This is a genomic window from Streptomyces sp. NPDC047981 (assembly GCF_040653315.1).
GTDB lineage: Bacteria > Actinomycetota > Actinomycetes > Streptomycetales > Streptomycetaceae > Streptomyces.
Window position 1 is genome coordinate 1 of the sequence record NZ_JBEZNQ010000039.1, and the last position, 20,805, is coordinate 20,805.

Consider the following 20,805-nt stretch of genomic DNA (forward strand, 5'->3'; position numbering starts at 1 on the left):
TCTCGATAGCGGAGCTATCGGGGCGTTTCGGCAACGCGGCGAGGTGCCGTGCCAGGCGCCGCGGCCCCGGTCATGATCCGCCGGACAGGCCCTAGCGCAGCGCCCCGCCGGTCCGGGTCAGGTCCGCGGCGGCCCGCTCCAGCTCCTCGGCGGCGCGGTTGATGCGCTCCGTGGTGTGGGTCACCTGGCGGCCGAGCCGCTGGGCTTCGATGAAGACCTTGATACCGAGGACGCCGAGGACGGCGATGCCGAGGAATCCGAGGGCGATGGCGAGCATGGGCCAGAACATGGGGTGAGCCTAGAGGGTGGGCCCCTGTCGGGGCGTCAGACGGTGGAGTGCAGGCGCAGCGTGCGGACGCCGCCGCCGGTGAGGAGTTCGACGATCCGCTCACCGGCGGGCTTGCGGACCGCGCTGCCGCACTCGGGGCAGGTGAACGAGTAGAAGGTCGTACGGCTGCTGGCGCCGATGGCCAGCCGCAGGGAACCCGCGGAGAGCTCGAAGCGGGCGCGGCACTCGGGGCAGGCGGCCTTGAAGAAGACCGGCGCGATCGAAGCAGTCATTCCGTGCATCACGGACATTTCCCTCATCTCTCTCCCCTGTCCCGTGTCCCCGCCGTGCCTCACGCCTGGCTCTCGTAGGCCGAGAGCGCCGCGGCCGCCGCCTCCCGCGCACTGTCGGCGAGCTCTTGCGGAGCCACGATCCGACCGTCGCTCCCCAGCCGCAGCGCCAGCCGGCGCAGCGAGGCCGGGGCGGGTGTCCGCAGCGTGATCCGCAGGCCCCCGTCGGGCAGCTCGTCGGCCCGGTCGTGCGGGTAGTACTCGGCGACCCAGCGGCCGCCGGGACCCACCTCGACGACGACCTCGGGATCCTCGGCGGACGGCTGCACCAGACCCTCCGACAGGTCCCGCAGCTCGATCTCCGGCGGCGCGGAGTGCTCGTCCAGGATCCGGATCTCGGCGACCCGGTCCAGACGGAACGTGCGGCGCGCCTCCGAGAGCCGGCACCACGCCTCCATGTACGTGTGCCCGACGGCGAACAGCCTGATCGGGTCCACCTCGCGCTCGGTCAGCTCGTCGCGGGCGGGCGAGTAGTACCGCACCCACAGCCGCCTGCGCTCCGAGATCGCGCGGTCCACCTCCGCGAAGACCCCGCCCTCGGACTCGAAGGTCACCGAGAGCCGCGCGCTCGCACCGGCGACCTCGCCGGCCGCCGTCTCCAGCTTCGCGGTGGCCCGCAGCAGGGCCTCCCGGTCGCCTTCCCGCAGCCCGGGCAGCGTCGCCACGGCCCGCGCGGCGACCAGCAGGGCCGTCGCCTCGTCGGCGGCGAGCCGCAGCGGCTCCGCGACGTCGTCCGGGTTGTGCCACCAGATCCGGTCACCGTCGGTGTCGATGTCGAGCAGGTCGCCACCGCGGAAGCTCGTGCCGCACATCGGCAGCACGTCGAGGTCCGAGATCAGCTCGTCCTCGGTGATCCCGAAGGCGCGGGCGACATCGGCGACATGCGCGCCGGGGCGTTCCCGCAGATACGTGACGAGGGAGAGCATCCGCCTCGTCTGGTCGATCGCGTTCGCAGCCATGCTGTACGTCTCCCCCTTCAGCCCTTGGCCACGGCGCGCAGCCGGTCCACCACGTCGGCCCGCAGGTCCGCGGGCTCGATCACCACGACATCGGGACCGAACTCCACGAGCCAGGCGTCCAGGCCGTGCCCGTACGGAATCTCCAGCTCGTCCCAGCCGTCGGCACCCTCCCGCACGGACTGGGCGCGGGCCCGCAGCGGGTAGCCGCTGCCGGCGCGCAGCCGGATGCGGGCGGACCGGGTGGCGGTCTCCCCCGCCCAGCTCTCCACGGTCTCCCGGACGGTGACGACGTCGGGCACGGGCGCGGTGAACGCACCGGCCCGGGAGCGGACCTTGCCGGTGATGCGGGAGAGCCGGAAGACGCGTTCGGCGCCCCGGTCGCGGTCCCAGCCCGCGAGATACCAGTGACCGCGCCAGCACTCCAGGGTCCACGGCTCGACCTGGCGCGTCTCGGGACGGGCCGCCGTCGCCTTGCGGTAGTCGAAGACGACCGGGCGACGGTCGCGGCAGGCCAGCATCAGGGGCTCGAAGGCCGCCTCGTGCACGGGGATGCGCGGTTCGAGGGCGCTGTGCTGAGCGTCGTACGCGTCCTCTGCCTCGGGCATGCCTGCGGCGCGGAGCTTCTGCAGGGCGCCGCTGGCGGCTCCGGCGAGCCTCGCCTGCTGCCAGACCTTGGCGGCCAGGCCGAGCGCCGCGGCCTCCTCGGCGTCCAGGGTGATGGGCGGAAGGCGGTTGGAGTCGCGGCGGGCCAGATAGCCCGTCTCGCCCTCCAGGTTCTCGACGGTCTCGATGACCAGGCCGAGTTCGCGCAGATCGTCCTTGTCCCGCTCGAACATCCGGTTGAAGGAGTCGTCCGTGCCGGCTTCCATGTAGGCCTCGATGGAGCCGCGCAGCTCACGCTTGCTGAGCGGTCTGCGGGTCCCGAGCAGACAGAGGGCCAGATTCATCAGCCGCTCGGCCTTGGCAATCGCCATCGACGCCCTGCACCTCTTCTGCCGGATTGACTTCGGGGACATCCGACCGTACCGCCCCGGGGTGTCGTGGCAAAAGCCGAGGGCCCGCGCCTGGACAGGCACGGGCCCTCGTTCGAGCAGATCCGGTCAGCGCGTACGCCGAACCGATCGGGTTCAGCGCTTCTTGACGCCGACCAGGTCGCAGACGAAGATCAGCGTCTCGCCGGGGGCGATGGCGCTGCCCGCGCCACGGTCGCCGTAGGCGAGGTGGGCGGGGATGACCAGCTGGCGGCGGCCGCCGACCTTCATGCCCTGCACACCCTGGTCCCAGCCCGCGATGACCTGGCCGACACCGAGCTGGAAGCCCAGCGCGCTGCCACGGTTCCAGGAGGCGTCGAACTCCTCACCGGTGGAGAAGGCCACACCCACGTAGTGGACCTGGACGGCGTCGCCGGCCTCGGCCACCTCGCCGTCGCCCTCCCAGATGTCCTTGATCTCCAGGTCCTTCGGCGGCTCGCCGCCGGGGAAGTCGACCTCGGGCTTCTCGATGCTCACTGCAGTGTGCTCCTCAGAACTCAGCAACCGCGCAATGGTGAACTGCGCGACGGGGACAGTCTTACATCTTCGCCAGAATGTCGACGGCGAACACCAGCGTGGAGTTCTTCGGGATGCCCTGCTGCTCCTTGTCGCCGAACGCCTCGGACGGCGGGGCGACGATCAGGACGCGGCTGCCGACCTTCTTGCCGGTGAGACCGTCCTTGAGACCCTTCAGGGTCAGCTGGGCCAGCGGGAAGTTCGCCGGCTTGCCCGTCTGGTACGTCGAGTCGAAGACCTTGCCGTCCTTCCACAGCGCGGCGACGTAGTTCACCACGACCGTGTCGGTGGCGGCGACGGTCGCGCCCTTGGACTCCAGGATGTAGTTGGAGACCAGCTTGGTCGGCGGATCGACCTTCGGCACGGTCAGCGAGGGGGCCTTGCCGTCGGTGTTCGTACCGACCTTGGGCAGGTCCTTGTTGTCCTGGGCGACCTCGGTGCCCTCGGCGGACTTCGGGATCGTCGTCGCCTTCAGGATGTCCACGACGAAGACGAGGGTGGCGTTCGGCTTGATGTCGCCCTGGCCCTGCTCGCCGTAACCGAGCTCCGGCGGAATGCCGATCTCGATACGGCTGCCGACCTTCTGGCCCTCCAGGCCCTGGTCCCAGCCCTTGATGACCTGGCCGGCGCCGAGCGTCAGGTCGAAGGGCTGCCCGCGGTCGAAGCTGTTGTCGAACGGCGTGGTGGAGTCCCAGGCCTGGCCCAGGTAGTTCACCTGGAGCGCGTCGCCCTTCTTCGTGACCGCGCCGTCGCCCTCGCTGATCACATTGACCTTGAGTTCCTTCGGCGGATCACCCTCACCCTTGGCGAGGGTGGGCTTCTCCCCGAACTTCTCGCCCGCGGTGATGGCGGGCAGTCCGTTCTTCATCGAGGCGTTATCGGAGCCCTTGTCGTCGCTGCCGCACGCCGCTGTCGACAGCAGCAGCAGTGGGACGACCAGTAGGCCGGCAAGTCGGCGCACGTGTTCCTCAGATCTCAGACGGCACAGTAGTTGCCCGACACTCTAGGGCCTTTCGCTGGGATCAGACCGGGCAGGCCAAGGGCCCCGCACGTCATACGCACGGGGCCCTGGCGCTTCGTACAGCGTCGTCCTACATTCCGGCGATCAGCTTTTCCACCCGGTCGTCGACCGACCGGAACGGGTCCTTGCACAACACGGTGCGCTGCGCCTGATCGTTGAGCTTGAGGTGGACCCAGTCGACGGTGAAGTCCCGCCGCTGCTCCTGCGCACGGCGGATGAAGTCGCCGCGCAACCGTGCCCGGGTGGTCTGCGGGGGCACCGACTTGCCCTCGAAGATCTTCAGGTCGTTGCAGATCCGGGCGGCCTGCCCCTTCCGCTCCAGGAGGTAGTACAGCCCCCGGCGACGGTGGATGTCGTGGTACGCGAGGTCTATCTGCGCGACCCTGGGGTGCGACATGGTCATGTTGTTCTTCGCCCGGTACCGCTCGATGAGCTTGTACTTCATGACCCAGTCGATCTCGGTGCCGATGCGGTCCAGGTCCTCGGCCTCGATCGCGTCGAGCGTGCGGCCCCACAGCTCCAGGACCTGGGCGACCGTGCCCGTACGGATGCCGCGGCGGTCGACGAAGTCGGCGGCCTTCTCGTAGTACTCCCGCTGGACCTCGAGGGCCGAGGCCTCACGGCCGCTGGCGAGCCGGACCTTGCGCTGGCCCGTGATGTCGTGACTGACCTCGCGGATCGCCCGGATCGGGTTCTCCAGTGTCAGATCGCGCATCACCGTGCCCGCCTCGATCATGCGCAGCACGAGGTCGGTCGCCCCGACCTTCAGCAGCATGGTCGTCTCGGACATGTTCGAGTCGCCGACGATGACGTGCAGTCGGCGGTAGCGCTCGGCGTCCGCGTGCGGCTCGTCACGGGTGTTGATGATGGGTCGGGAACGGGTCGTCGCCGAACTGACGCCCTCCCAGATGTGCTCGGCCCGCTGCGAGACGCAGTAGACCGCGCCCCGCGGCGTCTGGAGCACCTTTCCGGCGCCGCAGATCAGCTGCCGGGTGACCAGGAAGGGAATGAGGATGTCCGCGAGCCGCGAGAACTCCCCGTGCCGGGCCACCAGATAGTTCTCGTGGCAGCCGTAGGAGTTTCCGGCCGAGTCGGTGTTGTTCTTGAAGAGATAGACGTCGCCGGCGATTCCCTCCTCGTGCAGGCGGCGTTCGGCGTCGACGAGCAGACCTTCGAGAATGCGCTCGCCTGCCTTGTCGTGCGTGACCAGTTCGGTCACGTTGTCGCATTCGGGTGTTGCGTATTCCGGATGCGAACCCACGTCCAGGTACAGGCGGGCGCCGTTCCGCAGGAAGACATTGCTGCTGCGGCCCCATGACACGACACGGCGGAAGAGGTAGCGCGCCACTTCGTCAGGTGACAGTCGGCGCTGTCCCCTGAACGTGCACGTGACGCCGTACTCGTTCTCCAGCCCGAAAATGCGGCGGTCCATGTCTGAACATTACGCCTGACGGCCTGTGCTGAAACCGGGTTCGACAGCCCCGTTTCGATCATTTTCCGATGAGTGCGCGTTCCTTTCGGCGTGTCCGGCCTCACCGGCGCCCCCGCCGACGGCGTGTCGCACGGTGCGGCCCGGCACCCGCAGCACCCTGCCGGTCGCCAGGAGGACCAGGAGGGCCACCAGACCGCCGCCGCCCGCGACGGCGAAGCCCGCGGTCGTCCCGGCCAGTTCGACCGCCGGGCCCGCGACGGCGGAGCCGAGCGCGGCTCCCACGCCGAAGGTCGTGACGAGCCAGGAGAAGGCCTCGGTGACGGTACCGGTGGGCGCGTGCCGGTCGACCACGATGAAGCCGCAGGCGAGCGCCGGGGCGAGGAAGACGCCCGAGAGCGCGGCGAGGGCCGTCATCGGCAGCACACCGGGCGTGAGCATGAGGGGCAGGTAGCCGAGGGCCAGCAGGCCGACGATGACCGTGAGACGGCGCTCGGGCGGGCCCGACCAGCGGCGGGCGCCGTAGGCGACACCACCGATCAGCGCTCCGAGGCCCAGCGCGGCCATCAGCCAGCCGTACGCCGCCTCATGGCCCCGCTCGTCGGCGTAGGCGAGGGCCGAGACCGTGATCGAGCCGAGGGCGAGCCCGACGAAGAAGAAGGAGCCCAGCAGCGCCAGCAGGCCCGGCGAGCGCAGCGCCCCCAACCAGTGCGCCTCCCGGTGCGCCGACCGCCACGTGCGCGAGGGCTCGGACAGGACGACGGACAGGGCTCCGAGGACGCCGAGGACGTTGATGACCAGCAGGGCCGCGGCCGGCGACCACAGGGCCACGAACAGCGTCACCAGGAGCGGGCCGACCGTGAACATGACCTCCTGGGCCACCGCGTCCAGGGCGTACGCCCGGTGGACCCGGTCCTCGCGGCCCAGGACACTCGGCCACAGGGCGCGCAGCCCGCCTTCGAGGGGCGGGGTGAACAGCCCGGCGACGACGACCGCCGCGTAGGCGAGCACGAGGGGGCTGATTCCGGCCACGGCCAGGACGATCATGCCGAGGGCGGAGATCAGCGCGGCGGGCAGCTGGACCCGCGGTTGGCCCTTGAGGTCGACGGCGCGGCCGAGCAAGGGCTGGCCGATGGCGGTCGCGATGCCGTACGCGGCGGTGAGGCCGCCCGCCAGGCTGAAGCTGCCGCCCTCGGAACGGACGAAGATGACCAGGGCGATGGGCCCGGTGCCGTTGGGGAGCCGGCCGACCAGGGTGCCGGTGAGCAGTCGCAGGGCGTGCGGAGCCCTGAGTATGTCGAGATAGCCGCCGCTCTCCTTGGCCTCGGTGGCCATGTCCGTCTCCCTTCCCCCGGTACCCACCCCCGAGGTTTTACGTATAACTGCAGGCGTCATACGTACCATGGCCGCAACCCGCGGGTCCACCCCCGCGAACGGCGACCACCTCTCACGGAGGCACCAGTGCAGACCCCAGACTCCCCCGGAGCGGCCAGGCCCACCAGCCGGGACGTCGCCCGCACCGCCGGGGTGTCGCAGGCCACCGTCTCCCTCGTGCTCGGCGACAAGTGGCGCGGCAGGGTCTCCGAGCGCACCGCCGACACGGTGCGCGAGGCCGCCCGGACGCTCGGATACCGGCCGAATCTCGCCGCCCGCAATCTCCGCCTCGGCCACACGCGCACCGCGCTCCTCGTCGTGCCCGCCCTCACCAACGAGTTCTTCGCCCGCGTCTACACCGGCGCCGCCACCGTCGCGGCCCGTCACGGCTTCGGCGTCGTCCTCTACCCGTCCCCCGACGGCGTCGGCCCCGCCAAGGACCCCTTCGCCTCCGCCCGGGCAGCCCTCGACGGCATCATCGCCTCCTCCATGGCGACCGACGCCCTCAAGGCCTTCCACGGCACCGACCTGCCGCTCGTCATGCTGGACAGCGACCCCTCCGACACCGGGGCCGCGGCCCACGTGAACCTCGACATCGCCGACGGCATGCGCCAGGTCACCGCCCACCTGCTCGGCCATGGCCACCGCCGCTTCGTCCACCTCGCCTCGGCCGTGCCGTCCTGGACCTTCGACGTCCGCGCGGCGGCGCTCGCCGAAGCCCTCCGCGGCGTCGACGTGCGGACCGTCCGGGCACCCCTGGACGTCGACGGCGCCCGCGCGGCCGCCGAGGCCGCCCTCACCGGCCCCGGCCCCCGCCCCACCGCGCTCGTCTGCGACGACGACATCCTCGCCGCCGGCGCCTGCAAGGCCGCCCGCCGCCTCGGACTGCGCGTCCCCGAGGACGTCTCCGTCACCGGCTTCGACGACCTCGCCCTGGCCACCGCCGTCGAACCGGAACTCAGTACCGTCCGGCTCCCCGCCGAGCGGATCGGCGAGCGCGGCATGGACGCCCTCCTGGCCGTCCTCGCCGGCCGCACTCCCGAACCCGGCGACCTGCCCGTCACGCTCATGCCGCGCGACTCCTCCGGCCCCGCCCCCGCCTGACCGGGCACGACGAAGGCCCCGGTCCACCGCGATGGACCGGGGCCTTCAGGAAACGTTCTCGGCGGGGCTTGCTCGGACTACTCCTCCGAGTCCTCCGCGATCTCGTCGGACGGCTCGTCCGTCTTCGCGATCGCCGCGTTGTCCGCCTCGAGCAGACGCACCAGCTGACGGCCGACGATCCGCTTGAACTTGCGCTGCTGCGGACGCGTACGGTCCAGGACCGCCACCTCGAGCCGCTCCGCGGGAATCTCCCGCTCGCTGCCGTTGGTGTCCCGCGACAGCGCCTGCACGGCCAGCTTCAGCGCCTCGGCCAGGGACATCCCGTCACGGTGCCGCTGGTCCAGGAAGCCGCTGATCTGCTCGGCGTTGCCGCCGACCGCGACCGAGCCGTGCTCGTCCACGATCGACCCGTCGTGCGGCAGCCGGTAGATCTGGTCGCCCTCGGGCTCCGCGCCCACCTCGGCCACGACCAGCTCCACCTCGTACGGCTTCTCACCCGCACTGGAGAAGATCGTGCCCAGCGTCTGCGCGTACACGTTCGCCAGGCCCCGGGCCGTCACGTCGTCCCGGTCGTAGGTGTAACCCCGGAGGTCGGCGTAGCGCACGCCGCCGATCCTGAGGTTCTCGTACTCGTTGTACTTGCCGGCCGCCGCGAACCCGATCCGGTCATAGATCTCGCTGAACTTGTGCAGCGCCCGGGACGGGTTCTCACCGACGAAGACGATGCCGTCGGTGTACTGCAGGACGACCAGACTGCGGCCGCGGGCGATGCCCTTGCGGGCGTACTCCGCCCGGTCGGCCATGGCCTGCTGGGGTGAGACATAGAACGGAGTCGACACCGGCTACCCGTCCCTTTCTTCTGGGGAACTACGGACGACGAGGGATCAGAGCAGGGCCGCGCGCGGACCGTCGGGCTGCTCCAGGCGCCGATCGGTGACCGTACGGGCGAGCGCCGAGGACTCCTCCTCGGTGAGCCTGCGGAAGCCCTCGTCGGTGATGACGGTGACGATGGGATAGATGTGTCGGTACAGGTCGGGACCGCCGGTCGCCGAGTCGTCGTCGGCGGCGTCGTAGAGGGCCTGCACGACCAGCGTCGTCGCCTGCTCCTCCGTCAGATCCGGTCGGTACAGCTTCTTCATGGAACCCCGGGCGAAGACCGAACCCGAACCCGTCGCGGCGAAGCCGTGCTCCTCGGAGCGGCCACCGGTGACGTCGTAGGAGAAGATCCGGCCCTTCTCCTTGCCCTCGTCCCAGCCGGCGAACAGCGGCACCACGGCCAGGCCCTGCATGGCCATGCCGAGATTGCCGCGGATCATCGTGGACAGGCGGTTCGCCTTGCCCTCCAGGGAGAGCGTCGCGCCCTCCACCTTCTCGAAGTGCTCCAGCTCCAACTGGAACAGCTTGACCATCTCGACGGCGAGACCGGCCGTACCGGCGATGCCCACCGCCGAGTACTCGTCGGCGGGGAACACCTTCTCGATGTCGCGCTGCGCGATCATGTTCCCCATGGTCGCCCGCCGGTCACCGGCGAGCACGACACCGTCCGGGAACGTGACCGCGACGATCGTGGTGCCGTGCGGCGCCTCCACGACCCCCTCCGGCAGCTTCCGGTTCCCCGGGAGCAGCTCGGGCGAGTGGGCGGACAGGAAGTCCAGGAACGAGGACGACCCCGGCGTCAGGAAGGCCGCTGGTAGACGCCCGGTGCTACGAGTGTTGGCTTCCACGCGTGTCCCTCCAAGTATTGAGATGGCCGGACGCGGGCCACCGGGGTCGTCCCCCGGCAGCCCGTCGGCCTTGGCCGCATTGCGGTTGAAGCACGGTACGTCACGGACCCTACCCGGCTCGTGACGGTGATCCACATCGGCTTCGGGGACAGCGGCAGGACCTGCCGGCACCCGGCGTGACGCAGGAGACCGGACGGTGCGGACCACAGCGGCCCGCACCCGTCCAGTGACCTTTCACCACCCGCCCCCACCTTCGATTCGAAGGTCAAGCGACCTTACTGGCCACCCTTTTGCACGAAGGACCGCACGAAGTCCTCGGCGTTCTCCTCGAGGACGTCGTCGATCTCGTCCAGGACGGAGTCCACGTCGTCGCTGAGCTTCTCCTGGCGTTCCTTGAGGTCGGAGCTCGCCTCCGCGGTCGTCTCCTCGACCTCCTCCGTGGAACGCGTCGCCTTCTGCTGTCCGCCGCCGGTGTCCTTGGTCGCCATATCCCTCACCCCGCTCGAATCGGCCCGCTCGGTTGGGTCTCTCAAGATCAGACCCTACAAGCCAGGTCTGACTTCGGCCCCGCAGTTTGGTACAACGTCCGGGCACTAGTCCCATGATTCCCAGTGCCCGGGCATTTCAGGCGCGCCTCAGCCGCCGGAAAGGACGCGGACCAGTTCCTCCGCGGTCCTGCAGCGGTCCAGGAGTTCCTTGACGTGGTTCCTGGTGCCCCGCAGGGGTTCCAGGGTCGGTACGCGCTGGAGGGAGTCGCGGCCCGGGAGGTCGAAGATGACCGAGTCCCAGGACGCGGCGGCCACGTCGTCGGCGTACTGCTCCAGACAGCGGCCGCGGAAGTAGGCCCTGGTGTCCTCCGGCGGCTTCGTCTCGGCCCTCTCGACCTCGGACTCGTCCAGGAGCCGCTTCATGCGTCCCCGGGCCACCAGGCGGTTGTACAGGCCCTTCTCGGGGCGTACGTCCGCGTACTGGAGGTCCACGAGGTGGAGGCGGGCGGCGTCCCAGTCGAGGCCGTCGCGGCGCCGGTAGCCCTCCATCAGCTCCCGCTTGGCGATCCAGTCCAGCTCGCCGGCGAGGCTCATCGGGTCGTTCTCGAGCCGGTTGAGGGTGTCCTCCCAGCGGATCAGGACGTCCTTCGTCTGCTCGTCGGCGTCCACGCCGTAGCGCTCCTCCACGTACTTCCTGGCCAGCTCGAAGTACTCCATCTGGAGCTGGACCGCGGTGAGTGTGCGGCCGCTGCGGAGCGTGACGAGGTGCTGGAGGCCGGGGTCGTGGGAGACCTGGTGGAGGGTGCGGACGGGCTGGTCGACGGCGAGGTCGACGTTGATGAAGGAGTCCTCGATCATCGACAGGACCAGCGCGGTCGTGCCCAGCTTGAGGTAGGTGGAGATCTCCGAGAGGTTGGCGTCGCCGATGATCACGTGCAGGCGGCGGTACTTCTCGGCGTCGGCGTGCGGCTCGTCGCGGGTGTTGATGATGGGCCGCTTGAGGGTGGTCTCCAGGCCGACCTCGACCTCGAAGTAGTCGGCGCGCTGGCTGATCTGGAAGCCGTGCTCACGGCCGTCCTGGCCGATGCCGACGCGCCCGGCGCCGGTGACGACCTGGCGGGAGACGAAGAACGGGGTGAGGTGGCGGACGATGTCCGAGAAGGGCGTCTCCCGCTTCATCAGGTAGTTCTCGTGGGTGCCGTAGGAGGCACCCTTGTTGTCGGTGTTGTTCTTGTACAGGTGGATGGGCTGGGCGCCGGGCAGCTGGGCGGCCCGCTCGGCGGCCTCGGCCATGATCCGTTCGCCGGCCTTGTCCCAGAGCACGGCGTCGCGCGGGTTGGTGACCTCGGGAGCGCTGTACTCGGGGTGGGCGTGGTCGACGTAGAGCCTGGCTCCGTTGGTGAGGATCACGTTGGCCAGGCCGATGTCCTCGTCGGTGAGCTGGCTGGAGTCGGCGGCCTCACGGGCGAGGTCGAAGCCGCGGGCGTCCCGCAGCGGGTTCTCCTCCTCGAAGTCCCAGCGGGCGCGGCGCGCCCGGTGCATCGCCGCCGCGTAGGCGTTGACGATCTGGGACGAGGTGAGCATGGCATTGGCGTTGGGGTGGCCCGGAACGGAGATCCCGTACTCCGTTTCGATGCCCATTACTCGCCGTACGGTCATGCGGCCCTCCTTGCCCGGCGGCGCTCCCCATCGGGTGCGGCGCTGCGAGTACCGACGAGCCTAGAGCGACTCCGCGCCGGTGGGGAGATCGATTGCGTCATTCCCGCGGTGAGTCGCGGGGAAAAGCGGCCGGCTGCGGAGGTCCGTGGGTCCGGACCTCCGCAGCCGGTGTGCGACCTACAGGTACTGACCGGTGTTGGCCACCGTGTCGATGGAGCGTCCGGTGTCCGCGCCCTGCTTTCCGGTGACGAGGGTGCGGATGAAGACGATCCGCTCGCCCTTCTTGCCGGAGATCCGGGCCCAGTCGTCGGGGTTGGTGGTGTTGGGCAGGTCCTCGTTCTCCTTGAACTCGTCCACGCAGGCCTGGAGGAGGTGGGAGACGCGGATGCCCTTCTGGTTGTGGTCGAGGAAGGCCTTGATGGCCATCTTCTTGGCCCGGTCGACGATGTTCTGGATCATCGCTCCGGAGTTGAAGTCCTTGAAGTACAGGACTTCCTTGTCACCGTTGGCGTACGTGACCTCGAGGAAGCGGTTCTCCTCGGTTTCGGCGTACATCTGCTCGACCACGGACTGGATCATTCCGTGGGCCGCGGCCTCCTTGGAGCCCTGGTGCTCCGAGAGGTCGTCGGAGTGCAGCGGCAGGGTGGCGGTGAGGTACTTCGCGAAGATGTCCTTGGCGGCTTCGGCGTCCGGGCGCTCGATCTTGATCTTGACGTCGAGCCGGCCGGGCCGGAGGATCGCCGGGTCGATCATGTCCTCGCGGTTGGAGGCGCCGATGACGATGACGTTCTCCAGGCCCTCCACACCGTCGATCTCGGCGAGCAGCTGGGGGACGATCGTGTTCTCGACGTCCGAGCTGACACCGGATCCGCGGGTGCGGAAGAGGGACTCCATCTCGTCGAAGAAGACGATGACGGGGGTGCCCTCGCTCGCCTTCTCGCGGGCACGCTGGAAGACGAGGCGGATGTGCCGCTCGGTCTCGCCGACGTACTTGTTGAGGAGTTCGGGGCCCTTGATGTTCAGGAAGTAGGACTTCCCGGCGGGCTGTCCGGTCACCTCGGCGACCTTCTTGGCAAGGGAGTTGGCGACGGCCTTCGCGATCAGCGTCTTGCCGCAGCCGGGCGGACCGTAGAGCAGGATGCCCTTCGGCGGCCGCAGCTCGTGCTCCTTGAAGAGGTCGGGGTAGAGGTACGGGAGCTCGACGGCGTCGCGGATCATCTCGATCTGGCCGCCGAGGCCACCGATCTTGTCGTAGTCGACATCGGGGACCTCTTCGAGGACCAGCTCCTCGACCTCGCTCTTCGGCACGACCTCGTAGACGTAGCCGGAGCGGGGTTCGAGCAGGAGGGCGTCGCCGGGGCGGATGGTGATGTCCAGGAGCGGCTCGGCGAGCCTCACCACCCGTTCCTCGTCGGTGTGCCCGACCACCAGGGCACGCTCGCCGTCCTCGAGGATCTCCTTGAGGGTGACGATGTCCCCGGCACGCTCGAACTCCATGGCCTCGACCACGTTGAGCGCTTCGTTGAGCATGACTTCCTGGCCGCGCCGGAGCTCGTCGAGCTCGACGCTGGGGCTGACGTTCACCCGGAGCTTGCGGCCCCCGGTGAAGATGTCGCAGGTACCGTCCTCATTGGCCTGCAGGAAGACTCCGAAGCCGGCCGGCGGCTGGGCGAGCCGGTCGACTTCCTCCTTGAGGGCCACGATCTGGTCGCGGGCCTCACGGAGTGTGTTGGCGAGCCGCTCGTTCTGCGCGGACACGCCGGCCAGGTTTGTCTGCAGCTCGACGATCCGCTCTTCGAGAATCCTCGTGTGTCGCGGAGAGTCGGCGAGCTTGCGGCGCAGGACGGCGATTTCCTGCTCGAGATAGGCAACCTGGCCGGCAGGGTCTTCAGACCCCCGCCCCGGCCGGATGCCGCGGTTGATGTCGTCGTCGTGGGCTGCCACGGTCCTCACCTCCTCCAAGGGGAGCTGGACGCTTCCTGACCCTACCTGCGTGGGTGTCGATTGAAACCCCTAGATCACAAAGACTGTCGGGGTGTGTCCGATCTTCACCCTTGCGCTTCCCCTCACGCCAGGTGAATACCCACCCATCAACATCGGAAAGCGGGCGGTTGTATCGTCGTCAGTGGTCAACACCCGTCAGGCTTGACCGGACTTAGAAAAACGATCTTTTTTCGACGCTCAGGAACGGCAGGAGACATGACGGTGCAGAACGAGGCCCCGACGGACGGCGCCGGCGAGGCGCTGGAGGTCTGGATCGACCAGGATCTCTGCACCGGGGACGGGATCTGCGCGCAGTACGCTCCGGAGGTCTTCGAGCTGGACATCGACGGCCTCGCGTACGTGAAGAGCGCGGACGACGAACTGCTGCAGGAGGTGGGGGCGACGACTCCGGTGCCGTTGCCGCTGCTGCAGGACGTGGTGGACTCCGCGAAGGAGTGCCCGGGCGACTGCATCCACGTGCGCCGCGTTTCGGACAGGGTCGAGGTCTACGGCCCTGACGCGGAGTGACTGATCACACACTCCGCGCGTCGGCCTGGGCGGTGCGGACGAAGCTTCCGCTCTGCCAGCGCCAGCTCACGTCGTCCCGCTGGTCGGGACAGCAACTCGGTACGTCGGGGGACGAGTAGCCGAGCAGGGTGGCGGTGACCGCGCGGTCGCGCACGGCGAGACCGGTGACGTTCTTCTGCTGACCGGGTTCGACGAGAGTGGCGACCACGCGCGCGTGGTCGCCCTTCTTGTCGTGGGTGAGGACGTAGACGGCGTGCGGGGGTGTGCCGGAGCCGGCTTCGCAGTGTACGACTGCGACGGTTTCGGGGTTCCCGTCGCCGTCGAGGTCGCCCGAGGCGCTCTGGGCGACCTTGGTGGGGGCTCCTCCGCAGTCCAGGGGGTAGTCGGCCGTACCGGCGTCGGGCGCGGGGCGCGTGGTGGCCGGTTCGCCGCCGGGGGCGGCGGTGGTGGCGGTGGCCGGGCCGGGTTGCAGCAGGCCTGCGGCGGCGATGACGGCGGCCATGGCGGTCGCGGTGGCCAGCCAGTGCACCGGCCGGGCGTGGGTGTGCGCGAGGTCCGGGACGGCGGGGTGCTGCACGCGGGATGTCTCCTGTGAGGGTGGTGCGGAAGGAGTTGCGGGCATCGTGCCACACGTCACAGGCGGGTGGAACAGGTGGGGGTGGGGGCTCCGCGCAAAGATGCCGAACGTGAAGGTGCCGCCGTCGAGTTCCCTGCCCTGAGGGCGGAACTCGGCGGCGGCACGCGTCCGTTGTCGGGGCGTCAGCCCGCAGGTGGCGGTCAGCCCTTGTTGGGGCCTTCGTAGTCCTCGCCGTAGGCGCCCTTGGCGGGGCGACGGCGGCGCATCGGGGGCTCGACGCCGTCGGCGAGGCGCCGGGCGGTGACGAGGAAGCCGGTGTGCCCGATCATGCGGTGGTCGGGGCGGACGGCGAGGCCTTCGACGTGCCAGTTGCGGATCATGGATTCCCAGGGCTGCGGTTCGGCGTAGCAGCCGAATTCGCGGATGGACTCCACGGTGCGCGCGAGCTGGGTCGTGGTGGCGACGTAGCAGCAGAGGATGCCGCCGGGCACGAGGGCCTTGGAGACGGCCTCCAGGCACTCCCAGGGCGCGAGCATGTCGAGGATGACCCGGTCGACGTCGGTGTCGGACAGATTGTCCTGGAGGTCGCCGACGGTCAGCTGCCAGGCGGGGTGAGGCCCGCCGAAGTAGCGCTCGACGTTGCCCTTGGCGATCTCGGCGAAGTCCTCACGGCGCTCGTAGGAGTGCAGCATGCCGCTGTCTCCGATGGCGCGCAGGAGGAAGCTGCTGAGAGAGCCCGATCCGACGCCGGCTTCCACGACGCGGGCGCCGGGGAAGATGTCGGCGAAGGCCAGGATCTGCCCCGCGTCCTTGGGGTAGACCACGGCGGCGCCGCGGGGCATGGACAGGACGTAGTCGGGGAGCAGGGGGCGCAGCGCGAGGTAGGCGACGTTTCCCGTGGTACGGACAACACTGCCCTCGGGAGCACCGATCAGCTCGTCGTGGGGGAAGGAACCCTTGTGGGTGTGGAAGTTCTTCCCGGCCTCGAGCGTGAACGTGTAGTGGCGTCCCTTGGGGTCGGTGAGCTGGACCTGGTCCCCGACCTTGAAGGGCCCGCGACGGCGGGCGGCACCGGTCGGTTCGGACATGTGACCAGAGTACCGGGGTTATGCGGAGGGTCTTGCCATGGCCTTGACGAAGGCGCGTTCCACGTCGGCGGTGGAGAGGACTCCGTAGATCTCGCCGGTCTCCTCGACGACGAGGTACTCGGTGGCGGGGCTGGCGCGGAGGTGGTCGAGGAGGGGCTGGCCGGCGAGTTCGGCGGGGACCCGCATGCCGTCGGTGAGGTCCTGGGCGAGGGTGCTGATGGCGACCCAGGGGCGGCGGTGCTGGGGGACGCCGGCGATGGCGGTCTCCCGGACGAGGCCGGTGGGGTTGCCCTGGCCGTCGACGACGACGAGGGCGCGGGCCCCGGCTTCGTTGGCGCGGCGGAGGGCCTCGGAGAGGGGCGTGGCGGGCTCGACGGGGATGGCGCGCCGGGTGAGCGTGCGGGCCCGCAGTTCGGGAAGGTGCTCGCGGAGGCGGGCCATGCGGAGGCTGTTGCCCGCGCCGGTCCAGATGATGGCGGCCAGGATGGCGGCGAGCAGGGCGTCGGTGACCGTGTCCATGCCGCTGATCTCGTCGGTGGAGTTGCCGAGGAGGCCGGTACGGGTGAGCAGCGGGAGCCCGATGAGGACGGCGACGGCGAGGGCGCGGCCGACCCAGGCGGCGGCGACGGTGCCGGCCATGGGCTTGCCGGTGATCTTCCAGACGACGGCGCGCAGCATCCGGCCGCCGTCAAGCGGGAGGCCGGGCAGCAGGTTGAAGATCGCGACGATGAGGTTGGAGATCATCAGGCCCGCGAGGAGGACACCGGGGACCGTGCCGGGTTCGACGGCGTACATCGTGAGGTAGAAGACGCCGGCGAGGACGAGGGAGAGCAGGGGGCCGACGAAGGCGAGGACGAACTCGCGGCCGGGGGTCTCGGTCTCCTTCTCGATCTCGGAGACTCCGCCGAAGAACTGGAGCTGGATGCGGCGCACCGGGAGCTTGAAGCGGAGCGCGGCGATGGTGTGGGCCAGCTCGTGGACCAGGACGGAGGCGTAGAAGGCGATCGCGAAGAAGAGGGAGACGAGGTAGCGGGCGGCGCCGAGGTCGGGCAGGACGCGCTGGATCTGGTCTCCGAAGACCCAGGTGATGAGGGCGGCGACCAGGAACCAGCTGGGGGCGACGTAGACGGGCACGCCGAAGGGGCGGCCCATGAGGATGCCTCCGCCGGGTTCCTCCCCGCGCCGGGCGCGCGGGTCGGAGCCGGCCGGCGCTTCCGGGTCGCCGGACCGCGGCCGCTGGTTCTCGCCGCGCTCGTCGTCCTGGTTCACGGGTTCCTCTCGTCGCCTTCCGCTCGACCCCTGTCGTGCGTCACTCTTCGATCATGCAGCGTGACGGGGTCCGGCGTCGATGGTATTCGGCTCGCTGTCGGTGGCGGGTCGTAGGGTCTGTGTCATGAGTACGAGCGAGCAGCCGCCGGTGGGGCCCAGGGCGCCCATGTCGTTGTCGCCCTCGCGGGCGAGCGACTTCATGCAGTGTCCCCTGCTGTACCGGTTCCGAGTGATCGACAGGCTGCCCGAGAAGCCGAGCGAGGCGGCGACCCGGGGGACGCTGGTGCACGCGGTGCTCGAGCGGCTCTTCGACGCTCCGGCCGTGGAGCGGACGGCCCCGCGGGCGAAGGCGCTGATCCCGGGGCAGTGGGACCGGCTTCTGGAGTCGAAGCCGGAGCTGGCCGAACTGTTCGCGGAGGACGCGGACGGGGAGCGGCTTGCGGGCTGGCTGGTCCAGGCCGAGCAGCTGGTGGAGCGCTGGTTCACGCTGGAGGATCCGACGCGTCTGGAGCCGGCGGAGCGCGAGCTGTTCGTGGAGACGGAGCTGGATTCGGGGCTGCGGCTGCGCGGGGTGATCGACCGGGTGGATGTGGCGCCGACGGGCGAGGTGCGGATCGTCGACTACAAGACGGGCAAGGCGCCGCGGCCGGAGTACAGCGAGGGCGCGCTGTTCCAGATGAAGTTCTACGCCCTTTTGGTGTGGCGGCTGAAGCAGGTCGTGCCGCGGCGGCTGCAGCTGGTCTATCTGGGCAGCGGCGATGTACTGACGTACGACCCGGTGGAGGCGGACCTGCTGCGGGTGGAGCGGAAGCTGCTCGCGCTGTGGGAGGCGATCCGGCTGGCGACGGAGACGGGCGACTGGCGCCCGCGCCCGACGAAGCTGTGCGGCTGGTGCGATCACCAGGCGGTGTGCCCGGAGTTCGGCGGGACTCCCCCGGTGTATCCGCTGGAGATCCGCCCGGAGCTCCGGGCGGAGATCGTTTCCGCGCGCCCGCCGGAGTCGGACGATTCGGGGCAGGGCAGAATGGGGCCGGTCCAGCCCGCGCCGTGAAGGAGTTCTCCGTGGCTATCCGCGTCCTACTGGTCGACGACCAGCCGCTGCTGCGCACCGGTTTCCGGATGATCCTGGAGGCGGAGCAGGACATCGCGGTCGTCGGCGAGGCCGGGGACGGCCTGCAGGCGCTGGAGCAGGTACGGGCTCTGCAGCCCGACGTGGTGCTGATGGACATCCGGATGCCCCGGATGGACGGGGTCGAGGCGACGCGGCAGATCACGGGTCCGGGCCGGGACGGTCCGGCGAAGGTCCTGGTGCTGACGACGTTCGATCTGGACGAGTACGTGGTGGAGGCGCTGCGGGCGGGGGCCAGCGGCTTTCTCCTGAAGGACGCGCCGGCGAACGAGCTGGTGCAGGCGATCCGGGTGGTGGCGGCCGGTGAGGCGATGCTGGCGCCGTCGATCACGCGCCGTCTGCTGGACAAGTACTCGGCGCATCTGCCGTCGGGCGACGAGCAGGTGCCGGACACCCTGAACACCTTGACCGAGCGCGAGGTCGAGGTGCTGAAGCTGGTGGCGCGCGGTCTGTCGAACGCGGAGATCGCGGCGGATCTGTTCGTCAGCGAGACGACGGTGAAGACGCATGTGGGGCATGTGCTGACGAAGCTGGGGCTGCGGGACCGCGTGCAGGCGGCGGTGTACGCCTACGAGAGCGGTCTGGTGCGCCCCGGGGCGCAGTAGGCCCGCGGGTACCGGTCTCCGGCCTTCCGAGCAGCCCGCAGGGGCCCGGCGCGCGTGTCGCGTGCCGGGCCCCTTCGTCATGTGCCGGGCCCCCGTGGGGCGTGGTCGGCCCGTCAGCTCTTCTTGAGCTCCCAGAAGCGGAAGACGGTCGAGGCGTCGAGGGTCCATTCGAGGCCGGTGACACCGTCGTGGGCGACGGCGTACTGCTTGCCCTGCCACAGCGGCAGGAGCGGCAGCTCCTCGGCGACCAGGTCCTGGAGCTTGCCGAAGTCCTGGTCGGTGCCGGTGCGGTCGGCGGCGGCCGAGGTCTTGGGCAGGAGGGTGCCGGTGATGGTGGCGTTGGTGTAGTTGTTGCCGAGGACGTTGCCCTCACCGAAGAAGGGGGCGGTGAAGTTGTCGGCGTCGGGGTAGTCGGGGACCCAGCCCTTGACGTACACGCCGTACTTGCCGGCCGCGATGTCCTTCTCGTACTGCTCGAACTCGACGGACTTCACGTCGGCGTCGAACAGGCCGCTGGTGTTGAGCTGCTCGGCTATCGCCTTGAGCTCCTGGTCGGTGGAGGGGCCGTAACGGCTGGGGGTGGACCAGAGGGTGAGCTTCACCTTGTCGGTGATGCCGGCCTTGCGGAGCGCCTTCTTGGCCTTGGCGGCGTCCGGGCGGTCGCCGTAGGTGTCGACGAAGGCCGTGTTGTGGCCGGCGATGCCCGCGGGGACGATCGAGTACAGCGGCGTGGCGGTCGACTTGTAGACGTCCTGGACGAGCGCCTCGCGGTCCACGAGGTGGGCGATGGCCTGGCGGACGCCGAGCTTGCCGACGACGGGGTCCTTGACGTTGAAGACGAGGTGCTGGACCTCGGCGCTGGTGCCCTGGATGACGTCGACGCCCTTGTCGTCGGTGGTCGCGGCGGTTTCCAGGGCGGCGATGTCGTCGGCGGCGAGGCCTCGGTAGGCGATGTCGACGTCGCCGGCGGCGAAGGCCTTGGAGAGGGCGGCGCGGTCGCCGCCGTACAGCTTGAGGGTGACGCCACCGTTCTGCGGCTTGGCGCCGCCGGTGTAGCCGCCGTTGACGGAGAAGACGGCCTCGGTCTCACTGAGGGACTCGAGCTTGTACGGGCCGGAGCCGACGGCCTTGCCGTCGGTGCGCAGCGCGTCCTCGGAGTACTCGCGGTGGTCGACGATGGAGCCGGCGCCGGAGGCGATCTTGCTGGGGAAGGTGGCGTCGGGGGTCTTCAGCCGGAAGACGACGGTCTTGTCGTCGGGGGTCTCGATGGACTTGATCGAGGACAGCAGCGGCGCCGGGCCGGCCGGGTCGGCGATCTTCAGCGCGCGGTCGAAGGAGAACTTGACGTCCTTGGAGGTCAGCGGGTTCCCGTTGGAGAACTTCAGACCGTCGCGCAGGGTGCACCGGTAGACCGTGCTGCCGCCTTCGAAGTCGCACTTCTCGGCGGCCTCGGGCTGGGGTTCGGTGCCGCCCTTGGGGAAGGCGAGCAGGGACTGGAAGACGTTGTTGAACAGCAGCCAGGAGCCGGGGTCGTAGCCGGCGGCCGGGTCGGTCGCCAGGACCTCGTCGGACATGCCGACGACGACGTTGTCGCCGGAGCCGGCGCCGCCACCCTGCTGGGTGCCGCAGCCGCTGAGCAGGGCGGCGGACAGGCCCGCGGCGAGGGGTGCCGTCAGCCACTTGTTGTGCTTCACAGAACGTGC

General features: G+C 69.8%; 21 protein-coding genes. 4 read left to right on the plus strand and 17 right to left on the minus strand.

Features of this window, described 5'->3' with window-relative positions:
• Positions 1 to 91: 91 nt before the first annotated feature.
• The 8 genes from AB0E14_RS22975 to AB0E14_RS23010 all read right to left on the minus strand — a co-directional run bounded on the left by AB0E14_RS22975 (position 92) and on the right by AB0E14_RS23010 (position 6,909).
• Entirely contained in the window at positions 92 to 289 is a 198-nt protein-coding gene (locus tag AB0E14_RS22975) for a hypothetical protein (protein WP_362421091.1), read from the minus strand.
• Positions 290 to 324: 35 nt separating this feature from the next.
• Positions 325 to 588 (minus strand): hypothetical protein, encoded by a 264-nt coding sequence (locus tag AB0E14_RS22980; RefSeq protein ID WP_362421094.1) that lies wholly within the window; start codon positions 586 to 588, stop codon positions 325 to 327.
• 32 nt (positions 589 to 620) lie between these two features.
• Positions 621 to 1,577, minus strand: a complete 957-nt coding sequence (locus AB0E14_RS22985) for a WYL domain-containing protein (protein WP_362421097.1) — start codon at positions 1,575 to 1,577, stop codon at positions 621 to 623.
• 17 nt (positions 1,578 to 1,594) lie between these two features.
• Positions 1,595 to 2,551, minus strand: a complete 957-nt coding sequence (locus AB0E14_RS22990; protein ID WP_362421100.1) for a WYL domain-containing protein — start codon at positions 2,549 to 2,551, stop codon at positions 1,595 to 1,597.
• A gap of 153 nt (positions 2,552 to 2,704) precedes the next feature.
• On the minus strand, positions 2,705 to 3,085 hold the full coding sequence (locus tag AB0E14_RS22995) for an FKBP-type peptidyl-prolyl cis-trans isomerase (RefSeq protein WP_362421103.1): 381 nt from the start codon (positions 3,083 to 3,085) through the stop codon (positions 2,705 to 2,707).
• Positions 3,086 to 3,146: 61 nt separating this feature from the next.
• Positions 3,147 to 4,085, minus strand: a complete 939-nt coding sequence (locus tag AB0E14_RS23000) for an FKBP-type peptidyl-prolyl cis-trans isomerase (protein WP_362421106.1) — start codon at positions 4,083 to 4,085, stop codon at positions 3,147 to 3,149.
• Between the two features lie 130 nt (positions 4,086 to 4,215).
• Positions 4,216 to 5,577, minus strand: a complete 1,362-nt coding sequence (gene pafA, locus AB0E14_RS23005; protein ID WP_137990376.1) for a Pup--protein ligase — start codon at positions 5,575 to 5,577, stop codon at positions 4,216 to 4,218.
• Between the two features lie 9 nt (positions 5,578 to 5,586).
• A complete protein-coding gene (locus AB0E14_RS23010; RefSeq protein WP_362421109.1) occupies positions 5,587 to 6,909 on the minus strand; it encodes an MFS transporter in 1,323 nt (440 codons plus the stop codon).
• 126 nt (positions 6,910 to 7,035) lie between these two features.
• Between AB0E14_RS23010 and AB0E14_RS23015 the strand changes: the two genes are divergently transcribed.
• Complete coding sequence (locus tag AB0E14_RS23015) at positions 7,036 to 8,052, plus strand: LacI family DNA-binding transcriptional regulator (protein ID WP_362421113.1); 1,017 nt, start codon at positions 7,036 to 7,038, stop codon at positions 8,050 to 8,052.
• A 77-nt stretch (positions 8,053 to 8,129) separates the two neighbouring features.
• On the opposite strand, the gene prcA is transcribed toward AB0E14_RS23015, so the two are convergent.
• The 5 genes from prcA to arc form a co-directional block, all read right to left on the minus strand.
• Positions 8,130 to 8,891 (minus strand): proteasome subunit alpha, encoded by a 762-nt coding sequence (prcA, locus tag AB0E14_RS23020; protein WP_362421116.1) that lies wholly within the window; start codon positions 8,889 to 8,891, stop codon positions 8,130 to 8,132.
• Positions 8,892 to 8,936: 45 nt separating this feature from the next.
• Entirely contained in the window at positions 8,937 to 9,776 is an 840-nt protein-coding gene (gene prcB, locus AB0E14_RS23025; protein ID WP_362421119.1) for a proteasome subunit beta, read from the minus strand.
• A gap of 275 nt (positions 9,777 to 10,051) precedes the next feature.
• Positions 10,052 to 10,264: a ubiquitin-like protein Pup gene (locus tag AB0E14_RS23030; RefSeq protein ID WP_175439096.1), complete on the minus strand. Its 213-nt coding sequence runs from the start codon at positions 10,262 to 10,264 to the stop codon at positions 10,052 to 10,054.
• A gap of 147 nt (positions 10,265 to 10,411) precedes the next feature.
• Positions 10,412 to 11,923, minus strand: a complete 1,512-nt coding sequence (gene dop, locus AB0E14_RS23035; RefSeq protein WP_362421122.1) for a depupylase/deamidase Dop — start codon at positions 11,921 to 11,923, stop codon at positions 10,412 to 10,414.
• A gap of 177 nt (positions 11,924 to 12,100) precedes the next feature.
• Positions 12,101 to 13,867: a proteasome ATPase gene (arc, locus tag AB0E14_RS23040; protein WP_362421124.1), complete on the minus strand. Its 1,767-nt coding sequence runs from the start codon at positions 13,865 to 13,867 to the stop codon at positions 12,101 to 12,103.
• Between the two features lie 255 nt (positions 13,868 to 14,122).
• On the opposite strand from arc, the gene AB0E14_RS23045 reads away from it, so the two are divergent.
• Complete coding sequence (locus tag AB0E14_RS23045; RefSeq protein WP_362421127.1) at positions 14,123 to 14,434, plus strand: ferredoxin; 312 nt, start codon at positions 14,123 to 14,125, stop codon at positions 14,432 to 14,434.
• A gap of 4 nt (positions 14,435 to 14,438) precedes the next feature.
• Here AB0E14_RS23045 and AB0E14_RS23050 read toward each other — a convergent pair whose 3' ends face one another.
• The 3 genes from AB0E14_RS23050 to AB0E14_RS23060 form a co-directional block, all read right to left on the minus strand.
• Positions 14,439 to 15,011 (minus strand): hypothetical protein, encoded by a 573-nt coding sequence (locus AB0E14_RS23050; RefSeq protein WP_362421129.1) that lies wholly within the window; start codon positions 15,009 to 15,011, stop codon positions 14,439 to 14,441.
• Positions 15,012 to 15,211: 200 nt separating this feature from the next.
• A complete protein-coding gene (locus AB0E14_RS23055) occupies positions 15,212 to 16,099 on the minus strand; it encodes a tRNA (adenine-N1)-methyltransferase (protein WP_019884997.1) in 888 nt (295 codons plus the stop codon).
• Positions 16,100 to 16,117: 18 nt separating this feature from the next.
• Positions 16,118 to 17,368 carry a site-2 protease family protein gene (locus AB0E14_RS23060; RefSeq protein ID WP_362421131.1) on the minus strand — a complete coding sequence of 417 codons (1,251 nt, stop codon included), beginning with the start codon at positions 17,366 to 17,368 and terminating at the stop codon, positions 16,118 to 16,120.
• Positions 17,369 to 17,492: 124 nt separating this feature from the next.
• On the opposite strand from AB0E14_RS23060, the gene AB0E14_RS23065 reads away from it, so the two are divergent.
• A complete protein-coding gene (locus AB0E14_RS23065) occupies positions 17,493 to 18,419 on the plus strand; it encodes a RecB family exonuclease (protein WP_362421133.1) in 927 nt (308 codons plus the stop codon).
• 11 nt (positions 18,420 to 18,430) lie between these two features.
• Entirely contained in the window at positions 18,431 to 19,102 is a 672-nt protein-coding gene (locus AB0E14_RS23070; RefSeq protein ID WP_362421135.1) for a response regulator transcription factor, read from the plus strand.
• Between the two features lie 113 nt (positions 19,103 to 19,215).
• Here the strand turns inward: AB0E14_RS23070 and AB0E14_RS23075 are convergent, their stop codons facing one another.
• Positions 19,216 to 20,796, minus strand: a complete 1,581-nt coding sequence (locus AB0E14_RS23075) for an ABC transporter substrate-binding protein (protein WP_362421137.1) — start codon at positions 20,794 to 20,796, stop codon at positions 19,216 to 19,218.
• Positions 20,797 to 20,805: the final 9 nt, after the last annotated feature.

Coding starts and splice junctions, on each gene's coding strand:
- AB0E14_RS22975 (WP_362421091.1), bottom strand. CDS start 289: ATGTTCTGGCCCATGCTCGCCATCGCCCTCGGATTCCTCGGCATCGCC.
- AB0E14_RS22980 (WP_362421094.1), bottom strand. CDS start 588: ATGAGGGAAATGTCCGTGATGCACGGAATGACTGCTTCGATCGCGCCG.
- AB0E14_RS22985 (WP_362421097.1), bottom strand. CDS start 1,577: ATGGCTGCGAACGCGATCGACCAGACGAGGCGGATGCTCTCCCTCGTC.
- AB0E14_RS22990 (WP_362421100.1), bottom strand. CDS start 2,551: ATGGCGATTGCCAAGGCCGAGCGGCTGATGAATCTGGCCCTCTGTCTG.
- pafA (WP_137990376.1), bottom strand. CDS start 5,577: ATGGACCGCCGCATTTTCGGGCTGGAGAACGAGTACGGCGTCACGTGC.
- AB0E14_RS23010 (WP_362421109.1), bottom strand. CDS start 6,909: ATGGCCACCGAGGCCAAGGAGAGCGGCGGCTATCTCGACATACTCAGG.
- AB0E14_RS23030 (WP_175439096.1), bottom strand. CDS start 10,264: ATGGCGACCAAGGACACCGGCGGCGGACAGCAGAAGGCGACGCGTTCC.
- dop (WP_362421122.1), bottom strand. CDS start 11,923: ATGACCGTACGGCGAGTAATGGGCATCGAAACGGAGTACGGGATCTCC.
- AB0E14_RS23045 (WP_362421127.1), top strand. CDS start 14,123: ATGACGGTGCAGAACGAGGCCCCGACGGACGGCGCCGGCGAGGCGCTG.
- AB0E14_RS23055 (WP_019884997.1), bottom strand. CDS start 16,099: ATGTCCGAACCGACCGGTGCCGCCCGCCGTCGCGGGCCCTTCAAGGTC.
- AB0E14_RS23065 (WP_362421133.1), top strand. CDS start 17,493: ATGAGTACGAGCGAGCAGCCGCCGGTGGGGCCCAGGGCGCCCATGTCG.